The organism is Pseudomonas morbosilactucae (assembly GCF_023241665.1).
Lineage (GTDB): Bacteria > Pseudomonadota > Gammaproteobacteria > Pseudomonadales > Pseudomonadaceae > Aquipseudomonas > Aquipseudomonas morbosilactucae.
Window position 1 is genome coordinate 21,300 of the sequence record NZ_JALQCX010000068.1, and the last position, 24,000, is coordinate 45,299.

At 61.0% G+C, this 24,000-nt stretch carries 23 protein-coding genes and 1 pseudogene; 22 read left to right on the forward strand and 2 right to left on the reverse strand.

Features of this window, described 5'->3' with window-relative positions; genetic code table 11:
* Nucleotides 1–32 precede the first annotated feature (32 nt).
* Nucleotides 33–3,257, reverse strand: coding sequence for a ribonuclease E (rne, locus tag M1B35_RS28760; RefSeq protein WP_268263741.1), 3,225 nt, complete (start codon nt 3,255–3,257; stop codon nt 33–35).
* 715 nt (nt 3,258–3,972) lie between these two features.
* On the opposite strand from rne, the gene rluC reads away from it, so the two are divergent.
* The 3 genes from rluC to sppA are packed head-to-tail and all read left to right on the forward strand — an operon-like array spanning nt 3,973 to nt 6,592.
* Complete coding sequence (gene rluC, locus M1B35_RS28765) at nt 3,973–4,929, forward strand: 23S rRNA pseudouridine(955/2504/2580) synthase RluC (protein WP_123330346.1); 957 nt, start codon at nt 3,973–3,975, stop codon at nt 4,927–4,929.
* Nucleotides 4,919–5,581 carry an HAD-IA family hydrolase gene (locus M1B35_RS28770; protein WP_123330348.1) on the forward strand — a complete coding sequence of 221 codons (663 nt, stop codon included), beginning with the start codon at nt 4,919–4,921 and terminating at the stop codon, nt 5,579–5,581. Before rluC ends, M1B35_RS28770 begins: the two co-directional genes overlap by 11 nt.
* Before the next feature lie 21 nt (nt 5,582–5,602).
* Entirely contained in the window at nt 5,603–6,592 is a 990-nt protein-coding gene (gene sppA, locus M1B35_RS28775; RefSeq protein ID WP_123330350.1) for a signal peptide peptidase SppA, read from the forward strand.
* A gap of 69 nt (nt 6,593–6,661) precedes the next feature.
* Here the strand turns inward: sppA and M1B35_RS28780 are convergent, their stop codons facing one another.
* Nucleotides 6,662–7,240: a Maf family protein gene (locus M1B35_RS28780; RefSeq protein ID WP_268263742.1), complete on the reverse strand. Its 579-nt coding sequence runs from the start codon at nt 7,238–7,240 to the stop codon at nt 6,662–6,664.
* Between the two features lie 104 nt (nt 7,241–7,344).
* On the opposite strand from M1B35_RS28780, the gene M1B35_RS28785 reads away from it, so the two are divergent.
* From M1B35_RS28785 to M1B35_RS28875, 19 genes and pseudogenes are all read left to right on the forward strand, one after another.
* Nucleotides 7,345–7,875 (forward strand): YceD family protein, encoded by a 531-nt coding sequence (locus M1B35_RS28785; RefSeq protein ID WP_123330354.1) that lies wholly within the window; start codon nt 7,345–7,347, stop codon nt 7,873–7,875.
* Between the two features lie 13 nt (nt 7,876–7,888).
* On the forward strand, nt 7,889–8,071 hold the full coding sequence (rpmF, locus tag M1B35_RS28790) for a 50S ribosomal protein L32 (RefSeq protein WP_003179396.1): 183 nt from the start codon (nt 7,889–7,891) through the stop codon (nt 8,069–8,071).
* 4 nt (nt 8,072–8,075) lie between these two features.
* Nucleotides 8,076–9,086, forward strand: coding sequence for a phosphate acyltransferase PlsX (plsX, locus tag M1B35_RS28795; RefSeq protein WP_268263743.1), 1,011 nt, complete (start codon nt 8,076–8,078; stop codon nt 9,084–9,086).
* A gap of 126 nt (nt 9,087–9,212) precedes the next feature.
* Nucleotides 9,213–10,151, forward strand: a complete 939-nt coding sequence (gene fabD / locus M1B35_RS28800; protein ID WP_268263744.1) for an ACP S-malonyltransferase — start codon at nt 9,213–9,215, stop codon at nt 10,149–10,151.
* A gap of 16 nt (nt 10,152–10,167) precedes the next feature.
* Nucleotides 10,168–10,908, forward strand: coding sequence for a 3-oxoacyl-ACP reductase FabG (gene fabG, locus M1B35_RS28805; RefSeq protein WP_268263745.1), 741 nt, complete (start codon nt 10,168–10,170; stop codon nt 10,906–10,908).
* Between the two features lie 196 nt (nt 10,909–11,104).
* Nucleotides 11,105–11,341: an acyl carrier protein gene (gene acpP / locus M1B35_RS28810; protein ID WP_003175607.1), complete on the forward strand. Its 237-nt coding sequence runs from the start codon at nt 11,105–11,107 to the stop codon at nt 11,339–11,341.
* A 110-nt stretch (nt 11,342–11,451) separates the two neighbouring features.
* Nucleotides 11,452–12,696 carry a beta-ketoacyl-ACP synthase II gene (gene fabF / locus M1B35_RS28815; protein WP_123330362.1) on the forward strand — a complete coding sequence of 415 codons (1,245 nt, stop codon included), beginning with the start codon at nt 11,452–11,454 and terminating at the stop codon, nt 12,694–12,696.
* Nucleotides 12,696–13,510: pseudogene (pabC, locus tag M1B35_RS28820) on the forward strand (aminodeoxychorismate lyase). Before fabF ends, pabC begins: the two are co-directional and overlap by 1 nt.
* Nucleotides 13,511–13,513: 3 nt before the next feature.
* Complete coding sequence (gene mltG, locus M1B35_RS28825) at nt 13,514–14,665, forward strand: endolytic transglycosylase MltG (protein WP_268263746.1); 1,152 nt, start codon at nt 13,514–13,516, stop codon at nt 14,663–14,665.
* Between the two features lie 19 nt (nt 14,666–14,684).
* Nucleotides 14,685–15,317 (forward strand): dTMP kinase, encoded by a 633-nt coding sequence (gene tmk / locus M1B35_RS28830; protein WP_268263747.1) that lies wholly within the window; start codon nt 14,685–14,687, stop codon nt 15,315–15,317.
* Nucleotides 15,310–16,296, forward strand: coding sequence for a DNA polymerase III subunit delta' (locus tag M1B35_RS28835; RefSeq protein ID WP_123330370.1), 987 nt, complete (start codon nt 15,310–15,312; stop codon nt 16,294–16,296). Before tmk ends, M1B35_RS28835 begins: the two co-directional genes overlap by 8 nt.
* A gap of 85 nt (nt 16,297–16,381) precedes the next feature.
* Entirely contained in the window at nt 16,382–17,173 is a 792-nt protein-coding gene (locus tag M1B35_RS28840; RefSeq protein WP_268263748.1) for a TatD family hydrolase, read from the forward strand.
* Between the two features lie 786 nt (nt 17,174–17,959).
* The gene (locus M1B35_RS28845; protein ID WP_123330374.1) at nt 17,960–18,598 is read left to right on the forward strand and encodes a TetR/AcrR family transcriptional regulator; all 639 of its coding nucleotides are present in this window, start codon (nt 17,960–17,962) and stop codon (nt 18,596–18,598) included.
* 138 nt (nt 18,599–18,736) lie between these two features.
* Nucleotides 18,737–19,705 (forward strand): GTP 3',8-cyclase MoaA, encoded by a 969-nt coding sequence (locus M1B35_RS28850; protein WP_123330376.1) that lies wholly within the window; start codon nt 18,737–18,739, stop codon nt 19,703–19,705.
* 172 nt (nt 19,706–19,877) lie between these two features.
* The gene (locus tag M1B35_RS28855; RefSeq protein WP_123330378.1) at nt 19,878–20,480 is read left to right on the forward strand and encodes a DUF4823 domain-containing protein; all 603 of its coding nucleotides are present in this window, start codon (nt 19,878–19,880) and stop codon (nt 20,478–20,480) included.
* Between the two features lie 19 nt (nt 20,481–20,499).
* Nucleotides 20,500–21,063, forward strand: coding sequence for a DUF1285 domain-containing protein (locus M1B35_RS28860; protein ID WP_268263749.1), 564 nt, complete (start codon nt 20,500–20,502; stop codon nt 21,061–21,063).
* A 127-nt stretch (nt 21,064–21,190) separates the two neighbouring features.
* Nucleotides 21,191–21,919, forward strand: coding sequence for a FadR/GntR family transcriptional regulator (locus M1B35_RS28865; protein WP_268263750.1), 729 nt, complete (start codon nt 21,191–21,193; stop codon nt 21,917–21,919).
* Nucleotides 21,920–21,956: 37 nt separating this feature from the next.
* Nucleotides 21,957–22,832, forward strand: a complete 876-nt coding sequence (locus M1B35_RS28870) for an SMP-30/gluconolactonase/LRE family protein (RefSeq protein ID WP_268263751.1) — start codon at nt 21,957–21,959, stop codon at nt 22,830–22,832.
* A gap of 267 nt (nt 22,833–23,099) precedes the next feature.
* Nucleotides 23,100–23,918: an SDR family oxidoreductase gene (locus M1B35_RS28875; RefSeq protein WP_123330386.1), complete on the forward strand. Its 819-nt coding sequence runs from the start codon at nt 23,100–23,102 to the stop codon at nt 23,916–23,918.
* The last annotated feature ends 82 nt before the right edge of the window (nt 23,919–24,000 follow it).

The window sequence follows — 24,000 nt, forward strand, 5'->3', positions numbered from 1 at the left end:
GCTCAGGCGGGGCTTTTTAGTGGCCGTTGGAATCAGACGAGGGGTTTAGGCTCGTGTTCTTCCTGGGCTTTGGCCGGCTGTTCAACCTGTTCCTCAACGATGCGCGGGGCTTCTTCGAGGGGCAGAGCGGTCTGCTCAGCAACGGGTTGAGCTTCTGGAGCCGGAGCGGCCTCAGCGACTTCAACTGCCGGAGCGTGCTCGGCGACTACGGGTGCTTCAACCGGAGCAGCAGCGGCGGCCAATTCGGCTTCCTTCTGCAGGCGCTCTTCTTCACGCTTGCGGCGACGCACTTCACGTGGGTCGTTCGGCGCGCGGCCGTTGCTGGTCAGGGCAATGGCCGGTGCGGCCTCCACAACCGGAGCGGGTGCTTCTTCGACCACGGCAGGTGCTGCAACCGGAGCAGGCTCGGCGATCACCACTGGTTCGACGATAGCCACGGCTTCAGCAGCAGGCGCTGCTTCGGCAACAGGGGCTTCAACGACAATGGCTTCGGCTACGCGTTCGAAGGCGCTAGGTGCTTCCTCGGCAGGCTCGGGAGCTTTCTCCACAACCGGTGCTTCAACCACTGGCTCAGCAACGATGACCGGCTCAGGCTCAGCCACCACGGCAGGTTCTGCAGCCACTTCAGCCTGAGGCTGTTGCTCTTGAACCGCTGCAACCTCGACGGCTGGAACAACCGGGGCTTCAACTGGGGTCGTCGCTTCAACCACCGGTGCTTCAGGGGCTTGTTCGGCCACTGCGGCGGTGGCGCGCTCAGCCTGTTGCTGGGCTTCAGCTTCGGCTGGAGCGCTGATCACGCTGCTGGCAACGGCTTCGGTGACGGCCAGGCCGGCAGCCAGGTCGGCGTTGCTTGGCTCTTCGCCATTCTCTTCCGAGCCTTCGATCACGTTGCCGTTGGCGTCACGTTGACGCTCGCGACGGTTGCTGCGACGACGCTGGCCACGGGAGCGACGACGTGGACGATCGCCTTCGGCGTTGTCCTGGCCATCTTCCTGCAGTTGCTCTTCGTTGCTCAGCAGTTCTTCTTCGCTGGTGGCCGCAGCCTGTTCGGCACGTGGTTGACGCTCTTCACGTGGCGGACGCGGTTGACGCTCTTCGCGCGGCTGGCGTGCTGGACGCTCCTCGGCGGTGACACCCACTGCGGCTGCAGCGGCTGCAACGGCCGGGGCGGCATCCAGGGGTTCGCGCAGTTCACGAACCCGCTCTTCACGCTCGCCACGTGGCTTGCGATCTTCCCGCGGGGCGCGAGGCTGGCGTTCTTCACGAGGTGCGCGTGGTGCGCGCTCTTCACGAGCAACACCTTGGACTTCTTCACGGGCTTCACGCACTTCACGAGGCTGACGCTCTTCCCGTGGGGCGCGTTCTTCGCGTGGTGCACGCTCTTCACGCGGAGCACGTTCTTCACGAGGCTTGCGCTCTTCATCGCGGCGACCGTTACGGTTGCGGCTCTGCTGGCGACCGTTGCGACGCTCTTCGTTGCTGCGCGCTGGGCGTTCGGTAACAGGCTTCTCGACCACGACCGGAGCCGCTGGCTCTTCCTTGGTGGCGAACAGGCTCACCAGGGATTTCACCAGGCCTTTGAACAGGCTTGGTTCTGCAACGACGGGCGCAGGAGCGGCGACTGGTGCGACGACTTCGGTAGGGACCGGAGCGTTGGCGCGGGCAGGTGCGGTCTTCACCGCGGCTTCCTGGCGAACCAGGGTGCGGGTGGCGGCAGCCGGTTGCACGTCTTCGACTTCAGCGGCTGCTGCAGCGATTTCGTAGCTGGACTGGTTGGTGTTGGCTTCGGGGCTGTCATCGCGCAGGCGCTGAACTTCGAAATGCGGGGTTTCGAGGTGATCGTTCGGCAGAATGACGATGCGTGCACGGGTGCGCAGTTCGATCTTGGTGATCGAGTTGCGTTTTTCGTTGAGCAGGAAGGCAGCAACCGGGATCGGCACTTGGGCACGAACTTCGGCAGTGCGGTCTTTCAGGGCTTCTTCTTCGATCAGGCGCAGGATCGCCAGGGACAGCGATTCAACGTCACGGATGATGCCGGTGCCGTTGCAACGCGGGCAGACGATGCCGCTGCTTTCGCCCAGGGATGGACGCAGGCGCTGACGGGACATTTCCAGCAGGCCGAAGCGCGAGATGCGACCGACTTGCACGCGAGCGCGGTCGGCTTCCAGGCATTCGCGGACTTTCTCTTCCACGGCGCGCTGGTTCTTGGCAGGGGTCATGTCGATGAAGTCGATGACGATCAGGCCGCCGATGTCGCGCAGGCGCAACTGACGGGCGATTTCTTCGGCGGCTTCAAGGTTGGTCTGCAGGGCGGTTTCTTCGATGTCGCTGCCTTTGGTGGCGCGCGCCGAGTTGATGTCGATGGACACCAGGGCTTCGGTCGGATCGATGACGATGGAGCCGCCAGAAGGCAGTTCGACCACGCGCTGGAAGGCGGTTTCGATCTGGCTTTCGATCTGGAAACGGTTGAACAGCGGAACGCTGTCTTCGTACAGCTTGATCTTGCTGGCGTACTGCGGCATCACCTGGCGGATGAAGGTCAGGGCTTCGTCCTGGGCTTCAACGCTGTCGATCAGCACTTCGCCGATGTCCTGGCGCAGGTAATCGCGGATCGCGCGGATGATCACGTTGCTTTCCTGGTAGATCAGGAATGGCGCGGAGCGATCCAGCGATGCTTCTTTGATGGCGGTCCAGAGTTGCAGCAGGTAATCGAGGTCCCACTGCATTTCTTCGCTGCTGCGGCCCAGGCCGGCAGTGCGCACGATCAGGCCCATGTCGGCAGGTGCAACCAGGCCGTTCAGTGCTTCACGCAGTTCGTTGCGCTCTTCACCTTCGATGCGACGGGAGATGCCGCCGGCACGCGGGTTGTTCGGCATCAGCACCAGGTAACGACCGGCCAGGCTGATGAACGTGGTCAGGGCTGCGCCCTTGTTGCCGCGTTCTTCTTTCTCGACCTGGACGATGACTTCCTGGCCTTCGCTCAGGACGTCCTTGATGTTCACGCGGCCTTCGGGGGCTTTCTTGAAGTATTCGCGGGAGATTTCTTTGAGGGGCAGGAAGCCGTGGCGCTCAGAGCCGAAATCGACAAAGGCAGCCTCAAGGCTTGGTTCGATACGAGTGATTCGGCCTTTATAGATGTTGGCCTTCTTCTGCTCGCGTGCACCGGATTCAATGTCCAGGTCGTAGAGGCGCTGGCCGTCTACCAGTGCAACACGCAACTCTTCGGGTTGAGTTGCGTTAATCAGCATTCTTTTCATGTAGTACCGTCGGTTTCCGGGCTGCCGGAAACGGCGTTCGGCACACACGACTTCTCACGGTCGGTGTCAGGTGCGTCAGGAGTGGTTGACCACTCGAGTGTCTAGCGAGGTTCGACCAAAAATGGGTACGAAGTCGCGACTCACGCGTCCTGCTTGCTGTGGTGACATAAAGGTCACCGCTTAAGCAAAAGTCTGTCAGGAGGAGGAATCGACCGGCGACTGTGGACGAGATGAAGCGTCTTGATAAAGCCTAATGCTACACAGTCCGACGGTTGTGCATCTCCACCCTACACGTATCCCTGATAATTCGGGTGCTGCCGCGCGCAGAATCCGCAGCGGGTTGGCATTTACCGTGAGCTCCGAAAGGGGAGGTCACGCATCATGGCTAAAGGCGTTGTTTCCGTAACCTTCGCTCGGGGTCGTTTGTCGCTGACTGCACTTTGTGAACTGGCCGTTAATCGCTGCGTAAGAGGCGAGTGATAACTCTGCTTATTACGGGTTTCAGGCCTTATGTCACCTGCGCTTGTTACAACGCCGAACTCTTCCGTTAGGTAGCAAAAGTTGCGTAGGACGGCCTCGCGTCCTTATGAATTGCGTTGGTCAGGGCCGGCAATTTGCCGCTGATCCGCTGGCCAGCCGCTTTTGGCGGCGTTCGCGACTATAGCAGCAATCATTAAGTGCTTCAAATCCATAAAAAATTGTTATCATTCGCGCCATGACGACTACTGCCCCCTCGACCCCAGGCGTCCAACTGCTTGAGGTCTCGCCGGAATATGCCGGCCAACGTATTGATAATTTCCTTCTCGCTCGGCTCAAGGGCGTGCCCAAGACTTTGATTTATCGCATTTTGCGCAAAGGCGAAGTGCGGGTGAACAAAGGTCGGATCAAGCCTGAGTACAAGTTGCAGGCGGGCGACATTGTGCGCGTGCCGCCGGTGCGCGTGCCTGAGCGCGACGAGCCTGTGCCTTTGGCCCAAGGGCTGCTGCAGCGCCTGGAAGCCTCGATCGTCTTCGAAGATAAAGCCCTGATTGTGATCAACAAGCCGGCCGGCATTGCCGTGCATGGCGGCAGCGGCTTGAACTTCGGTGTGATCGAAGCCTTTCGTCAGTTGCGCCCGGATGCCAAGGAATTGGAGTTGGTGCATCGCCTCGATCGCGATACGTCCGGCCTGCTGATGATTGCCAAGAAGCGCAGCATGTTGCGCCATTTGCACGCAGCCCTGCGTGGTGACGGCGTGGACAAACGCTATATGGCGCTGGTGCGTGGCAACTGGGCGACCGCCATCAAGCAGGTGAGGGCGCCGTTGCTCAAGAGCAACCTGCGCTCCGGCGAGCGCATGGTCGAGGTCAATGAAGAGGGCAAGGAGGCCTTGACCCTGTTCAAGGTACTGCGCCGCTTCGGCGATTTCGCCACCATGGTCGAGGCCAAGCCGGTGACGGGGCGGACTCACCAGATTCGCGTGCACACCCTGCATGCCGGTCACTGCATTGCCGGTGACAGCAAGTATGGTGATGACGATTTCACCAAGGAAATTCGCGACCTGGGCGGCAAGCGCCTGTTTCTCCATGCCTACATGCTGACTGTGCCGCTGCCGGATGGTGGCGAGCTGAAGCTGCAAGCGCCTGTGGATGAGATGTGGGCCAAGACCGTGGAGCGCTTGAGTGCACCCTGATTACCAGCTGCTGATCTTTGACTGGGACGGTACTCTGGCTGATTCCATTGGCCGGATCGTCCAGGCGATGCACGTGGCCAGTGATCAGTCGGGATTCCCGCGACGCGATGATGTTGCCGTGAAGGGCATTATCGGGTTGGGTTTGCCGGAAGCGATCCAGACCCTGTATCCGGACATCGACGATGCCCAGTTGATCGCCTTCCGCCAGCATTACGCTGATTGCTATATCGCCCTGGAGACTGAGCCTTCGCCTTTGTTCGAGGGTGTTGTGCAGTCCCTGGAGGCGTTTCGGCAGGAGGGGTATCGACTGGCTGTGGCGACCGGCAAGGCTCGGCGCGGGCTGGATCGAGTGTTGAAGTCTCACGGCTGGGAAGCATATTTCGATATCACCCGAGCGGCGGATGAAACCGCGAGCAAGCCTCACCCGTTGATGCTTGAGCAGATTCTTGCGCATTGCGGTGTGCGGCCTGAGCGGGCGCTGATGGTGGGGGATTCGTCCTTCGATCTGCAGATGGCGCGTAACGCCGGGATGGGTTCGGTGGCGGTCAGCTACGGCGCGCAATCCATTGAAGCGTTGCAGGCGTTTGAGCCACGCCTGTCGATCGATAGGTTTCCTGAGTTGCATGCCTGGCTCAGCCAGGGTGCCCAGTAAGTTTTAGCCGGGGAAGATGGCATGACTGATGAGTGGAAAGCACCAAGCAAGGCCAGCGCCGAAGGTGGCGATGACAAGAGCTGGAAGCTGTTGGAAAAAACCTTGCTGGCGGGGGTTCAAGAACAGCGTCGCTCGCGGCGTTGGGGGATCTTTTTCAAGTTGCTGACCTTTGTTTATCTGTTTGGCGCCCTGTTGTTGTTCACCCCGCTGATGGATATGGAAAAAAGTGCGGGGCGCGGCGCCAGCTACACGGCTCTGATCGAGGTTACAGGGGTGATCGCCGATAAGGAGTCAGCCAGCGCGGACAATATTGTCGGCAGCCTGCGTACTGCGTTTGAGGACCCCAAGGTCAAGGCAGTGGTGTTGCGGATTAACAGTCCAGGCGGTAGTCCGGTGCAGTCCGGTTACGTTTATGACGAAATTCGGCGCCTGCGCGCGCTGCACAAAGACACCAAGGTCTATGCAGTGATTTCCGATCTCGGCGCCTCCGGTGCTTATTACATTGCCAGTGCGGCTGACGAGATCTACGCCGATAAGGCGAGTCTGGTGGGTTCCATTGGTGTGACAGCGGCCGGCTACGGCTTTGTCGGCACCATGGAGAAGCTGGGTGTGGAGCGGCGTACTTACACCTCGGGTGAGCACAAGTCTTTCCTTGATCCGTTCCAGCCGCAAAAGGCGGAAGAAACCCAGTTCTGGCAAGGCGTGCTGGATACCACTCATCGGCAGTTCATCGCCAGCGTCAAGCAGGGGCGTGGTGATCGGCTCAAAGACAAGGATCATCCGGAGCTGTTTTCCGGTTTGGTCTGGTCGGGCGAGCAGGCGCTGCAACTGGGCTTGATCGATGGCCTGGGCAGTGCCAGTTCGGTCGCGCGGGATGTGGTCGGGGAAAAAGAGCTGGTGGACTTCACGGTCCAGGAGTCGCCTTTCGATCGCTTCTCGAAGAAGCTTGGCGCCAGTGTGGCTGAGCAGTTGGCGATGTGGATGGGGTTTCAGGGGCCTACCCTGCGTTAATTGCGTACTCCCCAAAAAAAGCCGGCCTGAGTGCCGGCTTTTTCATGGGCGATGTTCATGCCCTATGAATCAGGGGATCTGCACCCCTTCGGCCTGTAGCATGTCCACCAGGCGGATCAGCGGCAGGCCGATCAGGCTGGTGGCGTCCGGGCCTTCTGTGCTTTGAAACAGGCTCACGCCCAGGCCTTCGGCTTTGAAGCTGCCGGCGCAGTCGTAAGGCTGTTCTGTGCGCAGGTAGCGTTCGATGCGTGGGGCGTCCAGGTGGCGCATGTGCACGGTGAAGGGGATGCAGTCGACCTGGCATTCCCCGGTCTGGCTGTTGAGTAGGGCCAGGCCGGTGAGAAAGCTCACGCTGGCACCGCTGGCGGCCAGTAGTTGTTCCCGGGCGTTTTCGAAGGTGTGGGGCTTGCCGATGATGCGCCCATCGAGCACCGCGACCTGGTCAGAGCCAATAATCAGGTGATTCGGGTAGGCGGCGGCCAGGGCCTGGGCTTTTTCCCGGGCCAGGCGTTTGACCAGTTCAATTGCCGGCTCGCCGGGCTGGTGGCTTTCGTCGATGTCTGGCGAGCTGCAGCTGAATGGGAGTTGCAGGCGGGTCAGCAATTCGCGGCGATAGACCGAGCTTGAGGCGAGTAATAAAGGCAGCATGAGCGTCTCCTGGGGCGGTCGCAAATTCTAGCGGGGCTTGCAAGTGACGGACAGGGCTGAATTTCCTTTGACATGGCTGGGTGCATCCCTATAATGCTGCGCCTATGTTGAATGACCCGATTCCACCTCACGTTGACCCGCGCAAATTGGCTGACCGTGGCACCACCCTCAAAGGTGAACTGCTGCTGGCCGATTTGGAGAGACTCTGCGACCCGCTTTCCGACGATGTCGGTACGGTGCAGGCTAAATTCGTTTTTGAGCGAGATGAACGTAAAGCTGTGGTAATCCACAGTTTTATCGACACCGAAGTCAAAATGGTTTGCCAGCGTTGTCTTGAGCTGGTCACCCTGCCGATCCACAGCGAGTGCAGTTATGCTGTGGTGAAGGAGGGTGCGAATACCCAGTCGTTGCCGAAAGGTTATGACGTGCTGGAACTGGGCGAAGATCCTTTGGATCTGCATGCACTGATCGAGGAGGAGCTTTTGCTCGCCTTGCCCATTGTGCCTGCTCATCATCCGGAAGAATGCCAGCAGCCGGCGGGCCTCGATGACGAGCCCGAACCGAGCGAGGACGAGGTAACGCGGTCCAACCCGTTCAGTGTATTGGCGCAGTTAAAGCGTGACCCAAACGTTTAGGAGTTAATCAATTATGGCTGTTCAGCAGAACAAAAAATCCCGCTCCGCCCGTGACATGCGTCGTTCCCACGACGCTCTCGAGGCTAGCACCCTGTCCGTAGAAAAGACCACCGGTGAAGTTCACCTGCGTCACCACGTATCGCCAGAAGGCGTATACCGTGGCCGTAAAGTGATCGACAAGGGCGCTGACGAGTAATCACTTGTCCGCTCAAGTCATCGCGATTGACGCAATGGGCGGGGACTTCGGTCCCCGCAGCATTGTTCAGGCCAGCCTCGCTTGCCTGTCTGCAACGCCCTCGCTGCACCTGACCCTCGTCGGTCAACCCTCCCTTTTAGAAGATCTGCTTTCCGGCCATTCGGCTGTGGATCGCTCGCGCCTGACGATTACTCCGGCGACACAAGTGATCACCATGGACGAAAAGCCTTCCCAGGCCCTGCGTGGCAAGCCTGACTCGTCGATGCGCGTGGCCCTCGAGCTGTTGCGCGAGGGCAAGGTCCAGGCCTGTGTCAGTGCCGGCAACACCGGTGCGTTGATGGCGCTGTCGCGCTATGTGCTCAAGACCCTTCCGGGGATCGATCGCCCGGCCATGGTGGCGGCCATTCCTACCCAGCGCGGCTATTGCCAACTGCTGGATCTGGGGGCGAACGTCGATTGCAGTGCCGAACACCTGTTCCAGTTTGCGGTGATGGGCTCGGTGGCCGCCGAAACCCTGGGGGTGGTGCGGCCGCGGGTGGCGCTGCTGAATATCGGCACCGAAGACATCAAGGGCAATCAGCAGGTCAAGCTGGCGGCAACCTTGCTGCAAAGCGCCCGGGGGCTGAACTACATCGGTTTTGTCGAAGGGGATGGTCTGTATCGCGGCGAGGCGGATGTGGTGGTGTGTGACGGCTTTGTCGGCAATATCCTGCTCAAATCCAGCGAGGGGCTGGCCACCATGATTGCTGCGCGGATCGAGGCGCTGTTCAAGCAGAATGCCTTGTCGCGCATGGTGGGTGCCCTGGCGTTGCCGTTGATGCGGCGCTTGCAGGCAGACCTGGCGCCGGCGCGGCACAATGGTGCGAGCTTTCTCGGTTTGCAGGGCATTGTGGTGAAAAGTCACGGTTCGGCGGGGGTGGAGGGCTTTCAGAGCGCGATTCAGCGTGCGTTGATCGAGATCCAGGAAAATCTCCCCGAGCGCCTGCACGGTCGTCTCGAAGACTTGTTGCTTTAGGCGTTTTCCCTTGGGAGTGCTTAAATGTGACCGCTCAGTTCAATTGGCCATCCAACTGTCAGTTTCTTGCGTCCACTTCTGTGGGACGTCAATTCTCCGACGACAAGATCATTAGGGGCTTGTTACATGTCTGCATCCCTCGCATTCGTCTTTCCAGGACAGGGCTCGCAGTCCCTCGGCATGTTGGCCGAGTTGGGCGCGCAGTACCCGTTGATCCTCGACACCTTCAAAGAAGCCTCCGATGCTCTGGGCTACGACCTCTGGGCGCTGACCCAGCAAGGTCCTGAAGAGCTGCTCAATCAAACCGACAAGACCCAGCCGGCCATCCTCACCGCCTCCATCGCCCTGTGGCGTCTGTGGTTGGCGGAAGGCGGCGCGCGTCCGGCCTTTGTGGCCGGTCACAGCCTGGGCGAGTACAGCGCCCTGGTCGCTGCTGGCAGCCTGACACTGGCTGAAGCCGTGAAGCTGGTCGAGCGTCGTGGCCAGTTGATGCAAGAAGCCGTGCCTGCGGGGCAGGGCGGCATGGCGGCGATTCTCGGCCTGGAAGACGCTGATGTATTGGCGGCCTGCGCTGAAGCGGCGCAAGGCGATGTGGTCAGCGCGGTCAATTTCAACTCCCCAGGCCAGGTGGTGATCGCCGGTGCCAAGGCGGCCGTCGAGCGCGCCATCGAAGGCTGCAAGGCCCGTGGTGCCAAGCGCGCCATGCCGCTGCCGGTCAGCGTGCCCTCCCACTGCGAGCTGATGCGCCCGGCTGCCGAGCGCTTCGCTGAATCGATCGCCGCGATCAACTGGCAAGCGCCGCAGATCCCGCTGGTGCAGAACGTCAGTGCTGCCGTGGCGCCTGACCTCGAGACCCTCAAGCGCGACCTGCTGGAGCAACTCTACAAGCCGGTACGTTGGGTGGAATCGGTTCAGACCCTGGCGGCCAGCGGTGCTGTACAGCTGGTGGAATGCGGTCCTGGCAAGGTCCTGGCTGGCCTCAACAAGCGCTGCGCCGAAGGCGTATCGACCTCTAACCTGAATACCCCAGATGCCTTCGCTGCCGCCCGTGCGGCGCTGGCCTGAATTAGGAGAAGCCTGCATGAGTCTGCAAGGTAAAGTTGCACTGGTGACCGGCGCCAGCCGTGGTATTGGCCAGGCTATCGCCCTGGAGCTGGGGCGTTTGGGCGCCATTGTCGTGGGCACCGCGACGTCCGCGTCGGGCGCTGAGCGTATTGCTGCAACCCTGAAGGAAAACGGCATCCAAGGCACTGGCCTTGAGCTCAACGTCACCAGTGATGAGTCCGTTGCTGCCGTGCTGGCTAGCATCCAGGAGCAGTTCGGCGCGCCGGCGATCCTGGTGAACAACGCCGGCATCACCCGCGACAACCTGATGATGCGCATGAAAGACGACGAGTGGTACGACGTGGTCGATACCAACTTGAACAGTCTGTATCGCCTGTCCAAGGGCGTTTTGCGCGGCATGACCAAGGCGCGTTGGGGTCGAATTATCAGTATTGGCTCGGTAGTGGGTGCCATGGGCAACGCAGGCCAAGTAAACTACGCCGCCGCCAAGGCTGGTCTGGAAGGTTTCAGCCGTGCCCTGGCGCGTGAAGTCGGCTCGCGGTCGATCACTGTCAACTCGGTCACTCCTGGTTTTATCGATACCGATATGACCCGTGAACTGCCTGAGGCGCAGCGTGATGCCCTGCTGACACAAATTCCGCTGGGTCGTCTGGGTCAGGCTCAAGAGATCGCGCAAGTGGTCGCTTTTCTGGCTTCGGACGGTGCGGCCTACGTTACTGGGGCTACAATCCCGGTGAACGGCGGGATGTATATGTGAGTTAAATGTGACGGATTGCTTCAAAAAAATGTCATACGAGCTGTCTAAAATCCGTTATAAAGCTGCAATCTATTTATAGGCAGATGGCCAAAGGGTTTGAGGAGTGAAGCTTTCAGTTGAAAAGCTGAAAAGCCTTTCTATACACTTACCCACTGGCCAGCTGCCTGAATTTGTCCATTAGGAGTGAAAACAAGGTATGAGCACCATCGAAGAGCGCGTCAAGAAAATCGTTGCTGAGCAACTGGGCGTTAAAGAAGAAGAAGTTGTTAACACTGCTTCCTTCGTTGAAGACCTGGGTGCTGACTCCCTTGACACCGTTGAGCTGGTGATGGCTCTGGAAGAGGAATTCGAGACCGAAATCCCTGACGAAGAAGCTGAAAAAATCACTACCGTTCAAGCAGCTATCGACTACGTTACCAGCCACCAGGCTTAAGCGTTTGTAGTCGCCGTTTGCTGTTATGGAAAAACCGCACTGCCGTTACGGCGTGCGGTTTTTTCTTTAGGCCTGATGCAAAGTGTCGTCATTAGAAAAAGGAGAGTGCTGTGTCGCGTAGACGCGTCGTAGTCACCGGTATGGGTATGTTGTCGCCACTGGGTACGGATGTCCCGAGTAGCTGGCAGGGCATTCTGGCTGGCCATAGTGGCATTGGTCTGATTGAGCACACCGACCTTTCTGCCTATTCCACCCGTTTTGGCGGCTCGGTAAAGGGCTTCAATGTCGAGGAGTACCTGTCGGCCAAAGAGGCCCGCAAACTCGACCTGTTCATTCAATACGGCTTGGCGGCCGGTTTTCAGGCAGTGCGTAATGCCGGCCTGGAAGTCACCGATGCCAACCGTGAGCGCATTGGCGTGGCCATGGGTTCGGGTATTGGCGGTCTGACCAATATCGAAGAAACCAGCCGCACCCTGCATGATTCCGGCCCACGACGGATCTCTCCGTTCTTCGTGCCTGGCTCGATCATTAATATGATTTCCGGCTTCCTGTCCATCCATCTGGGTGCCCAGGGACCGAACTACGCCATTTCCACGGCGTGCACCACCGGTACCCACTGCATCGGCATGGCGGCGCGCAATATCGCCTTTGGCGAGGCGGATGTGATGATCGCCGGCGGCGCCGAAATGGCGGCCTGCGGTCTGGGCATGGGCGGCTTCGGTGCGTCCCGTGCACTGTCGACTCGCAACGACGAGCCGACCCGCGCCAGCCGACCTTGGGACAAGGGCCGTGACGGCTTCGTCCTGTCTGACGGTGCCGGTGCCCTGGTTCTCGAAGAGCTGGAGCACGCCAAGGCCCGTGGTGCGACCATCTATGCCGAGCTGATCGGCTTTGGCATGAGTGGCGACGCCTACCACATGACGTCGCCGCCCGCCGATGGCGCCGGTGCTGCTCGCTGCATCGCCAACGCTCTGCGCGACGCCAAGCTCAATGTCGACCAGGTGCAGTACATCAACGCCCACGGCACCTCGACGCCGGCTGGCGACCTGGCGGAAGCCGAAGCGATCAAGAGCGTGTTTGGCGATCACGCCTACAAGCTGGCGGTCAGCTCCACCAAGTCCATGACCGGTCACCTGCTGGGTGCTGCCGGGGCGATTGAAGCGATCTTCAGCGTGCTGGCGATCAACAGCCAGGTGGCGCCTCCGACCATTAACCTCGATGAGCCGGACGAAGGCTGCGATCTCGATTTCGTGCCGCACACCGCGCGCAGCATGGACATCGATGTGGTGCTGTCCAACTCCTTTGGTTTTGGCGGTACCAACGGCTCCCTGGTGTTCCGCCGGTTCGCTGAGTGATGCACAGCTGGGTCGACGGTCAGCCGGCTGACGCTTTGTCGCTCAAGGACCGCGGCCTGGCTTATGGCGATGGGTTGTTTGAAACCATCGCCGTCAAGGCGGGGCAGCCCGCTTGCTGGAGCGTCATCTGGCGCGTCTGGCCGAGGGTTGTTCACGCCTGGCAATCACGGCGGACCACGTGCTGATCCGCAGTGAGGTGCTGGCGTATGCCGAGGCCCTGGGGGAGGGCGTGCTCAAGCTCATCCTCACCCGTGGCGACGGCCTGCGCGGCTATGCGCCCGACCCCCAGGCCCAGGCGCGGCGGATTCTGCAAGGCAATCCCCCGGCGGCCTATGCCCCGATCCACAGCGAGCAGGGCGTGCGCCTGTTTCCCTGTGCTACCCGTCTCTCCGAGCAGCCTTTGCTCGCGGGTCTCAAGCATCTCAATCGCCTGGAGCAGGTCCTGGCCCGCGCCGAGTGGCGGGATGCCGAGCATGCCGAAGGCTTGATGCTGGATGCCTCCGGGCGGGTGATCGAAGGCGTATTCAGCAATCTGTTCCTGGTGCGTGACGGCTGTCTGGTGACCCCGGACCTGAGTCGCTGTGGTGTGGCGGGGGTGATGCGCGCTGAAATATTGTTTCAGGCCGCGTCGTTGGGGATTGCCACGCAAGTAGCGGAGATCCACGTCGATCAACTGCAACAGGCCGATGAGGTGTTCGTGTGCAACAGCGTTTATGGCATCTGGCCGGTATTGGCCTGTGCAGGGATGAGCTGGTCGGCCGGACCGCTCACCCGTAAACTGCAGGCCATTTCCCGCGCGCTATTGGATGCTTGATTCGTGAGACGTAAATTTCTGCTTCTGCTGGAGACCGGACTGGTTCTGGCAGGGCTGCTGCTGGGCGCCGGCGCCTGGAAACTGCACTCGGCCCTGGAGCAACCGCTCAACCTGAGTCAGGAGCAACTGCTCGATGTGCCTACTGGCTCCACGCCCACCGGCACGTTCAATCGCCTGCAGGCCGACGGTGTGATCCGCGACGGCTTTTGGCTGCGCCTGTACTGGCGTTTCAACCTTGATGGCCAGCCCCTGCACAGCGGTGAATACCGCATGACCCCGGGCATGACTGCCGAAGGCCTGATCGGCCTCTGGCAGCGTGGCGAAGTGGTGCAGTACAGCTTGACCCTGGTGGAAGGCTGGAACTTTCGCCAAGTGCGCGCCGCCTTGGCCAAGCACGACAAGCTTGAACAGACCCTGACCGGCCTGAGCGACAGCCAGGTCATGGAAAAGCTCGGCCATGCCGGGGTCTTTCCCGAAGGCCGTTTCTTTCCCGACACTTACCGTTTCGTGCGGGGCATGAGCGACGCCGAGCTGCTCGAGAAAGCCTACGACCGCCTGGACGAGGTGCTGGCCAAGGAGTGGAGCAAACGCGCCGCCGATGTGCCCTACACCGAGCCTTACCAGGCGCTGATCATGGCGTCCCTGGTGGAGAAAGAGACCGGTGTGCCCCAAGAGCGGGGGCAGATTGCCGGGGTGTTTGTGCGCCGCATGCAGATTGGCATGTTGCTGCAAACCGATCCCACCGTTATTTATGGCCTGGGCGAACGCTACACCGGCAAGCTGACCCGTGCGCACCTCAAGGAAGCCACGCCTTACAACACTTATGTGATTGCCGGCTTGCCGCCGACGCCGATCGCTATGGTCGGGCGCGAAGCGATTCACGCGGCGCTCAACCCGGTGGATGGCAAGAGTCTGTATTTTGTCGCCCGTGGCGATGGCAGCCATGTGTTCTCTGATGACCTGGACGCCCATAACAGTGCCGTGCGCGAGTTTCAGCTCAAGCGCCGGGCCGACTACCGCTCCAGCCCTGCACCTGCGGCGGCTCCGGATGCTAGCAGCCCACCGGCGGAGGCATCGACACCGCCCGTAACCCCAGAATCCGCACCAGCGCCGGGCGAGACTGCTCAGGAGCCCGCGCCGCAAAGCCCGCAATGAACATGATTAAGGACTGCCTGTGACTGGCTTGTTTATTACCCTGGAAGGCCCGGAAGGCGCTGGTAAAAGCACCAACCGCGAATACCTGGCCGAGCGTCTGCGCGCCGCCGGTATCGAGGTGCTGCTGACCCGCGAGCCGGGCGGCACGCCGCTGGCCGAGCGTATCCGCGAGGTATTGCTGACCCCTGGCGATGAAGTGATGAATGCCGACACTGAGCTGTTGCTGGTGTTTGCCGCTCGGGCTCAGCACCTGGCTGCGGTGATCCGTCCGGCGTTGGCCCGTGGCGCGGTGGTTCTGTGTGACCGTTTTACCGATTCCACCTACGCCTACCAGGGCGGTGGTCGTGGGTTGTCGGTGGAGCGCATTGCCACCCTGGAACGTTTTGTCCAGGGGGAGTTGCGCCCTGACCTGACCCTGGTCTTTGACCTGCCTGTGGAAATCGGCCTGGCCCGGGCCAGCGCGCGCGGTCGCCTGGACCGTTTCGAGCAGGAAGGCCGGGTGTTTTTCGAAGCGGTGCGCAACGCCTACCTGAAGCGCGCCGAAGCCGATCCGGCGCGTTATCAGTTGGTGGATGCGGCCCAGCCCCTGGCCCAGGTCCAGCAGGCCCTGGATGGCCTGTTGCCGCAGTTGCTGGAGCGCGCCCGTGGCTGAGGCCTTCCCCTGGCAAGACAGCCTCTGGCAGCAATTGGCGGGGCGTGCCCAGCATGCCCATGCCTACCTGCTCCACGGGCCGGTGGGCATCGGCAAGCGCGCATTGGCCGAACGCTTGATGGCTCGTCTGTTGTGCCAGCGCCCTGAAGGCCTGGAAGCCTGCGGGCAGTGCAAATCCTGTCATCTGTTGCAGGCCGGCAGTCACCCAGACAACTACATCCTGGAGCCGGAAGAGGCGGACAAGGCGATCAAGGTCGATCAGGTCCGTGATCTGGTGAGCTTCGTGGTGCAGACCGCACAGCTGGGCGGACGCAAGGTGGTGCTCATCGAGCCGGTGGAGTCGATGAACATCAACGCTGCCAACGCCTTGCTCAAAAGTCTGGAAGAGCCCTCCGGCGATACGGTGCTGCTGTTGGTCAGCCATCAGCCCAGCCGTTTGTTGCCCACCATCAAGAGTCGTTGCGTGCAGCAGGCTTGTCCGTTGCCCAGCGAGGCTCTGAGCCTGCAATGGCTGGCAGGGGCGCTGCCCGAGTGCTCGGCCGAGGAGCGCGGCGAGTTGCTGACCCTTGCCGCCGGTTCGCCCCTGGCCGCCGTCAGCCTGCAAGCCCAAGGCGCGCGTGAGCAGCGGGCGCTGGTGGTGGATGGGGTGAAGAAGCTGCTCAAGCAGCAGCAATCTCCGACCCAGTTGGCCGAGAGCTGGAATGCCATCCCGTTGTTGCTGCTGTTTGACTGGTTTTGCGACTGGTCGAGCCTGATTCTGCGTTATCAGCTGACCGAGGACGAAGACGGCCTGGGCCTGACTGATATGCGCAAGGTGGTGCAGTACCTGGCGCAGAAGTCGAACCAGGGCAAAGTGCTGACGTTGCAGGACTGGATCCTGGCGCAGCGACAGAAAGTCCTGAGCAAGGCCAACCTCAACCGCGTGCTGCTATTGGAAGCGCTGCTGGTGCAGTGGGCGGCCTTGCCGACCCAGAAGTAATGCGTTGCGCCTGAGATCAGGCTTGTCGTGGGCTGTCGTGTTGGCGGCGGCCTTTTCACTCATTCGGATGCAGTTTTAGCCCCTTATGCTCGTAGATTCCCATTGCCACCTTGATCGCCTCGACCTTGCCGCCCACGACGGCTCCCTGGATGCCGCGCTGGAAGCGGCCCGGCAGCGTGGCGTCGGGCATTTCCTGTGCATTGGCGTCAGCGCCGACAACGCGGCAGACGTCAAGGCGCTGGCTGAGCGTTACGAGGATGTCGACTGCTCGGTGGGCGTGCACCCGCTGGATGTGCAACCCGGCGCCGAGCCGGCCCTGGACTGGCTGCTGCAGGAGCTGAACCACCCGCGAGTGGTGGCCATTGGCGAGACCGGGTTGGACTACCACTACGAACCCGAAGCCGCCGAGGTGCAGCAGGCTTCCTTCCGCTTGCACCTGCAGGCGGCGCAGCAAACCGGCAAACCGGTGATTGTCCACACACGCGGTGCTCGGGCGGATACCTTGGCCTTGTTGCGTGAAGCCGCGTTGCCCCAGGCCGGGGTGTTGCATTGCTTCACCGAAGACTGGGAGATGGCCAAGGCTGCGCTAGATTTGGGCTTCTATATTTCCTTGTCCGGGATCGTTACCTTCCGCAACGCCGATGCCTTGCGTGACGTGGCTCGCCAGGTACCGGCGGATCGCCTGCTGGTGGAAACCGACTCGCCGTACCTGTCACCCATTCCGTATCGCGGCAAACCCAACTTGCCGCAGTACGTGCGGGAAGTGGCGGAATACCTGGCGATGTTGCGCGGGCAACCCTATGAAGCCTTTGCCCAGCAGACCACGGAAAATTTCAAGCGCCTGTTCCCGTTGGCCCACGTCAAGAGTGCCGGATAAGCCCGGTAGCGAAGCCCAAATCGCGGGCAAAAAAAACCCGGGTTCTGGGGGGTGAATCCGGGTTAAGACCATTAGGAGTAAAACAAAGGCCCGCGGTCCATCGCTACCTTTATCAGCGCTTCACTTGGGGGAGATGTCGCGCTGACAGGTGAAGTATTGATCACTATCGCGTTGAGTCCAGTGGGTGTTGGTCGGTTTTTAAACAATTTTGGAATACGGGCGCTTCGGTTGAGTTCTCATTTCCGTTCAATAGCCGCCATAACCTGAACAATGGCAGCGATTCACAGGTTTTTGAGGGCGAACGCCAAGAGTTATTGGGGTTTTCTCCAGTCTTTCGCTCACAACCTGTTGCAGTTTGGTCGCTGCTTCTTCATGGCCCAAAGGCTTTCCTTCCTCATAAGTCGCTCCCCACTCTCCCAGGGTTGGGCGTTTCCCGTGGTTGATGAGCGGAATAGGGCGCCTTAAATACGATTGATTTTTGACTGGAATCGGTTTCTGCGTCGCTGTTGAGCAAGCAATGGTGTCGCGGGTTCATGATGTGTGGCTTCATCTGCACAGGGTCTGGATTCACCCTTGATAGCCCCTGAAAGTCCCGCTCAGTACCGGCTGCAAAGCCTTCGGCCGCGTAATCGCCCCGCTTGAAAGGACTCTTTCCAGGCAAATAGCGGTGGGGCGTGACCAGGCAAATTCATCCAGAAACACAGTGATGGTCGGATGATCCGTGCATTTTGGCGCAAGTTAGGCATAATACGCGGCTTCGATTTTGACCCCGACAGACCTTTTCTTATGCAAAAAGAACCCCGTAAGGTCCGTGAGTTTCGTCGCCGCGAGCAAGAAATTCTCGATACCGCGCTCAAGCTGTTCCTCGACCAAGGTGAAGACAGCGTCACCGTCGAGATGATCGCTGATGCCGTGGGTATCGGCAAAGGCACCATCTACAAGCACTTCAAGTCCAAGGCGGAGATCTACCTGCGCCTGATGCTCGACTATGAGCGCGACCTCAATGAGTTGCTGCACTCTGCCGACGTCGACAAGGACAAGGAGGCGCTGTCCCGGGCCTACTTCGAATTCCGCATGCGCGACCCACAGCGTTATCGGCTGTTCGACCGCCTGGAAGAGAAGGTGGTCAAGGGCAACCAGGTGCCGGAAATGGTCGAGGAACTGCACAAGATCCGTGCGTCCAACTTCGAGCGCCTGACCTTGTTGATCAAGGGCCGCATCAGCGAAGGCAAGCTTGAAGACGTACCGCCTTACTTCCACTACTGCGCGTCCTGGGCGCTGGTGCACGGCGCGGTGGCGCTGTACCACTCGCCATTCTGGAGCAATGTGCTGGAAGATCAGGAAGGCTTCTTCCAGTTCCTGATGGACATCGGCGTGCGCATGGGCAACAAGCGCAAGCGCGACCCGGAAATACCCAGCAGCTGATCCATTCAGTTGCTTTATTGCGCCGTGATTTACCTATATGGCGCAGTGCCCCAGGAATATACTCAGGCGTGGGACTTGCAAAAACCTGATTTGTGAGTCAAGTTTTTGCGGTCCTCTCTTCCTCCGCCGGAGTCATCCATGATCGTTGATCGTCAAGGCAGGCGTTTTCGCAATTTGCGCATCAGCCTGACCTCTGCCTGCAACTATGCGTGCACTTACTGCGTGCCTGACGGCAAGCGGCTGGTGGCGGCGCAGGATGAGCTTTCGGCCGACGCCATGGCCCGCGGCGTCGCTTATCTGATCGAAGCGGCCGGCATTGAGCGCCTGCGTATCACCGGCGGCGAACCCTTGGTCAGTCCCAAGTTGGAAACCTTTATGGGCGCTGTCGGGCAGATGGGCCTGGACGACATCAGCCTGACCACCAACGGCCAGTTGCTCACGCGCAAATTGCCGCTGTTGGTCGACGCCGGAATCCGCCGGATCAACGTTTCCCTGGATACCCTGGACGCTTCAGCGTTCCGCAGCATTGCCCGTGGTGGCGACTTGGCTACCGTACTCGACGGCATGCAGCGGGCGAGCGAGGCGGGGCTGAAGATCAAGGTCAATATGGTGCCCCTGCGCGGGCAGAACTTCGACCAGGTCCTGCCGCTGCTGGATTACTGCCTGGAACGGGGCTACGAGCTGCGCTTTATCGAACTGATGCGCATGGGCCACCTGGCCAGTGATGGCAATGCCTTCCTGCAACAGTTCGTCAGCCTGCAGCAATTGCTCGGGTTGATTGGCGAGCGTTACGAATACCTTCAGGCCGATGCGCCGGTCGACGCCACGGCGGTGCGCTACCACATTCCCGGACAGGGCTTTTTCGGTGTGATCGCCAACGAAAGCGTGCCGTTCTGCCGGACGTGCTCGCGCCTGCGTCTGTCCTCCACCGGTTGGCTCCATGGCTGCCTGTCCTCCAGTAACCGTCACTACGTCGGCGACCTGCTGGACAAGCCCCGTCACCAAGCCTTGCCGGCCCTGCAGCGCCTGTTGGTGAAAGCCCTGGGTGACAAGCAGGACGTGGCGTTCTCCGGCGGCGCCACGGTGATGAAAATCATCGGCGGCTGACCGGGCGTTATCCCTGCTGCGCCGATCCCCTGAGCCTTTCTTTTACGACGAAAAACTGCACCAATCCGACTGCCCATAGACGCGGCAACCCACCGTAAATGGCGAGCTGGCGCGGAAGCTGCATCTCGTGCCCATTCGCCGGTTTTCCGTCACCGGTTTTTGGGAGGATAGGATGCGTAGCCTGGTTTTGCTGCTGGCCTTTTTGGCACTCGGCGGCTGCATGAATGTCAGCGATATGGGCGAGGGGGTTCGTTATCACCTGAGCGACGCCGGCATGCTCGATCACAGTGATACTCGTCGTTCGAACTCCTTCCGTATCCAGCCGGACTCGTTCATTTTCATCGCCCAGGGTTCTTTCACCCCGCCGGGCAGCGCCTATCCACGGCCGAACGTGGTGGCTGAAGAGGCCTTTAACGGTTTTGTCGAATACTTCCCCATGGTCCGCCGCGCCCGTGCACCGGAAGGCCTGGACCAGGCCATGGCCGAGGCCCGTGAAGTCGGCGCCCACTATTTGCTCTACACCCGTTACGCCAAGGCGGACGACCGCATTGGCAACTCCGATGAGTGGTTCGACCAGGAAGCCGTTGACCGCCTGGGGGTGGACAACGGGGTGATTCAGATCATGCTGATCGAGACCAGCACCCAGTATTTGATTGATACTGCGCGAATTCGCAGCCGTGGCGGTTTACTGACGTTCCACGACAACAAGCCACAAGACCTGCTCGGCCCACCGCTGGCGCAATACGCCCGCAGCCTGCTGGGTTTGAGCGACTGAGTTTGACGAGGAGAACAGCATGAGTGGTCCGGCCACAGTCAACGACCTGTTGGCACAGATTCCCAAGGCCGAAAAGGGCCTGCCGCCGGTCCACCTGTGGAACCCTACGTTCTGCGGTGACATCGACATGCGCATTGCCCGGGACGGTACCTGGTACTACCTGGGCACGCCCATCGGCCGCAAGCCGATGGTCAAGCTGTTCTCCACCATCATCCGCCGCGACGGCGATGATTATTTCCTGATTACCCCGGTTGAAAAGGTCGGCATCAAAGTCGATGACGCGCCGTTCGTGGCCGTGACCCTGGACGTGCAGGGGGAGGGTGAGGCGCAGGTGCTGCGCTTTACCACCAATGTCGATGAGCAGGCCGAGGCCGGGGCCGAGCACCCGCTGCGGGTGGTGATCGACGAGCACAGCCAGGAACCCGCGCCTTATGTGCATATCCGCAGCAACCTCGAAGCCCTGATCCACCGCAACGTGTTCTACCAACTGGTGGAACTGGCGGTCAGTCGGGAGATCGACGGTCAGCGCTGGCTCGGCGTCTGGAGCGGCGGCGAGTTTTTCCCTATCGGTCTTGAACCCTGATCCCACCCGGGCGCGCTTGAGTTCCCCTGGTCAGTGCCCGCACAAAACCCGTTGACAGCCAATCGTATGATGAATAGCGTGAGCTGATTCTGTTCGCTCACGTCTTGTCGTCATGTCGAGGGGCTCCATGTCCAGCAGTTTCCACGCATCCACGGTTGACTGGCTCGGCTCCTGGATCGCTGCCGGGCAGGTCAAGGCCGGGCAGGCCATCAAGGTCGAAGCCGATTTGGGGGCCCAGCTCGGGGTCAGCCGCACCGTGATTCGCGAGGCCATCAAGACCCTGGTGGCCAAAGGCATGCTGGAGGTGGGGCCCAAGGTCGGCACTCGGGTCCTGCCGGTGCGCCGCTGGAACCTGTTCGACCCGCAAGTGGTGGGCTGGCTGTCGCGCAACGGCTTGCCGGAACATTTTGTCGACGACTTGCTGGACCTGCGCCGCACCATCGAACCGATGGCGGTGCGCTGGGCCTGTGAGCGCGCCACCGGTGAACAGGTCGAGGCCATTCTGTTGGCCTACAACGCCCTGGCGCGGGCGGTGGACAGTGGCATCGACTACAACTTGGCCGACCAGTACTTCCACGAATGCATCCTGGCTGCCAGCCACAACCAATTCATCGAGCAGATGGTGCCGGCTCTCGGCGCCTTGCTGGCGGTGTGTTTCGAGGTCTCGGCAGCCGACCCGGATGAGCTGCGACGCACCTTGCCGATCCACAAAGACATGGCCGACGCCATTGCCGCCCGGGACCCCGGGCGCAGTGTCTGGGCCTGCATGACCCTGATCGACAACGCGGCCCTGGCGATCAAGCGCTACTACCCGGACCTGATGGCCGGCAAGGCGGCGAGTGGTTCCGGGCACTGATATCACCTGACCCATAACAATAAGAGCGGGAGGTTGCATGGACTGGACAGCGGTGAGCGCCCATCGGGCGCAACTGGGGGAGGGGCCTTTCTGGGAGGCTCGGGAGCAGGCGTTGTATTGGGTCGATATTGTCGGCCAGCGGGCCTTGCGCCAGCAGGACGGCCAGTTGCGCAGTTGGCACCTGCCCGAGCCCGGGTCGGCGTTTATTCCTACAGAACGCGGCGATGCCCTGGTGACCCTGGGCAGTGGGGTGTATCGGCTGGACCTCGACTCGCCGGAGCACGCCCCTCGATTGCAACTGTTTTGCGTCGCCGACCGGCAGGCCGGCAACCGGGCCAATGAGGCCCGTTGTGATGCCCAGGGCCGGCTCTGGCTTGGCAGCATGCAGAACAATATTGGTCCCGACGGTGAGGATCTGCCGGTGTTGCGGCGCTCCGGCGGCTTGTTTCGGGTGGATGCCGATGCCCGGGTCACGCCGCTGCTGGAAGGCCTGGGCATCGCCAATACCTTGCTGTGGAACGACGACGGCAGTGTTCTGTACTTCGCCGACAGCCTGGACGCCACCCTGTACCGGCATGAAGTTCGGGCAGACGGCAGTCTTGGCCCGGCCCAGGTGCATTTGGCGCCCCATGCCCGGGGCGTGCCCGACGGTTCGGCGATGGATGCCGACGGCGATATCTGGAATGCGCGCTGGGACGGCAGTTGCCTGTTGCGCCTGAGTCCTGAAGGCACGGTGCGCCAGGTCATCGAGCTGCCGGTCAGCCGGCCCACCAGTTGCGTGTTCGGCGGCCCTGACCTGCGCACCCTCTACGTCACCAGCGCCGCCAGCCCGAACCGGCATCCATTGGACGGCGCGGTGCTGTCGATCCGGGTTGAAACCCCGGGTTTACCGTGCACGCGCTTTGCGGGTTAGTTCCCACTATGTGGGATGTAAAATTATATATTGAGATATTTCTACGGTCGGGTTTATAGTCGGCCCCAGCTCCACGCACTCACACAAAAAAATAATACCGGTGACGCGATGCAGAGATTTTCCCATCCACTCCCTCGTGGAGTTTGTGCCGATGGCCGTCCAGGCCCTCACGCGCACGCTTGCTCATCCTTGACCCTTTCGTCTGTTCTCGCCCGACCGTCCCAGCACGTTCGGCGCTTGTCTGCCTTGCCACAGGAGTCCCGATTCATGGCTGAAGCCCTTTCCTTGCCGCCGGTGCCTGAACCGCCCCGGGGCGAGCGCTTGAAAAACAAGGTGGTGTTGCTCACCGGTGGCGCCCAAGGCATTGGCGAGGCGATCGTCGCCTGCTTCGCCGCGCAGCAGGCCAAACTGGTGATCAGTGACATCCAGGCGGAGAAGGTCGAAGCCGTGGCCGCCCATTGGCGGGAGCAGGGCGCCGATGTCCAGGCGCTGCGGGCCGATGTTTCCTCCCAGCAGGACCTCAATGCCCTGGCCGCCATGGCCATGGAACTGCATGGACGGATCGATGTGCTGGTCAACTGCGCCGGGGTCAATGTGTTCCGCGATCCCCTGCAGATGACCGAGGAAGACTGGCGTCGCTGCTTTGCCATTGACCTGGACGGCGCCTGGTATGGCTGCAAGGCGGTCCTGCCGCAGATGATCGAGCAGGGCGTGGGCAGCATCATCAACATCGCTTCCACCCATTCGACGAACATCATTCCCGGCTGCTTCCCCTACCCGGTGGCCAAGCACGGCCTGCTCGGCCTGACGCGGGCCCTGGGCATCGAGTACGCGCCCAAGGGCGTGCGCGTCAATGCCATTGCCCCGGGTTACATCGAAACCCAGTTGAACGTCGATTACTGGAACGGTTTTGCCGATCCCCATGCCGAGCGTCAGCGTGCCCTGGACCTGCACCCGCCGCGGCGTATCGGCCAGCCCATTGAAGTGGCGATGACGGCGGTGTTCCTGGCCAGCGATGAAGCACCGTTTATCAACGCCTCGTGCATCACCATCGATGGTGGTCGCTCGGTGCTGTACCACGATTGAGTCGGTGCCGATTTCAGGGCATGGGTCTGCCTGAAATTTAATGATCATATGATATGACTATTGCTTTACTGCAGTGACGGCT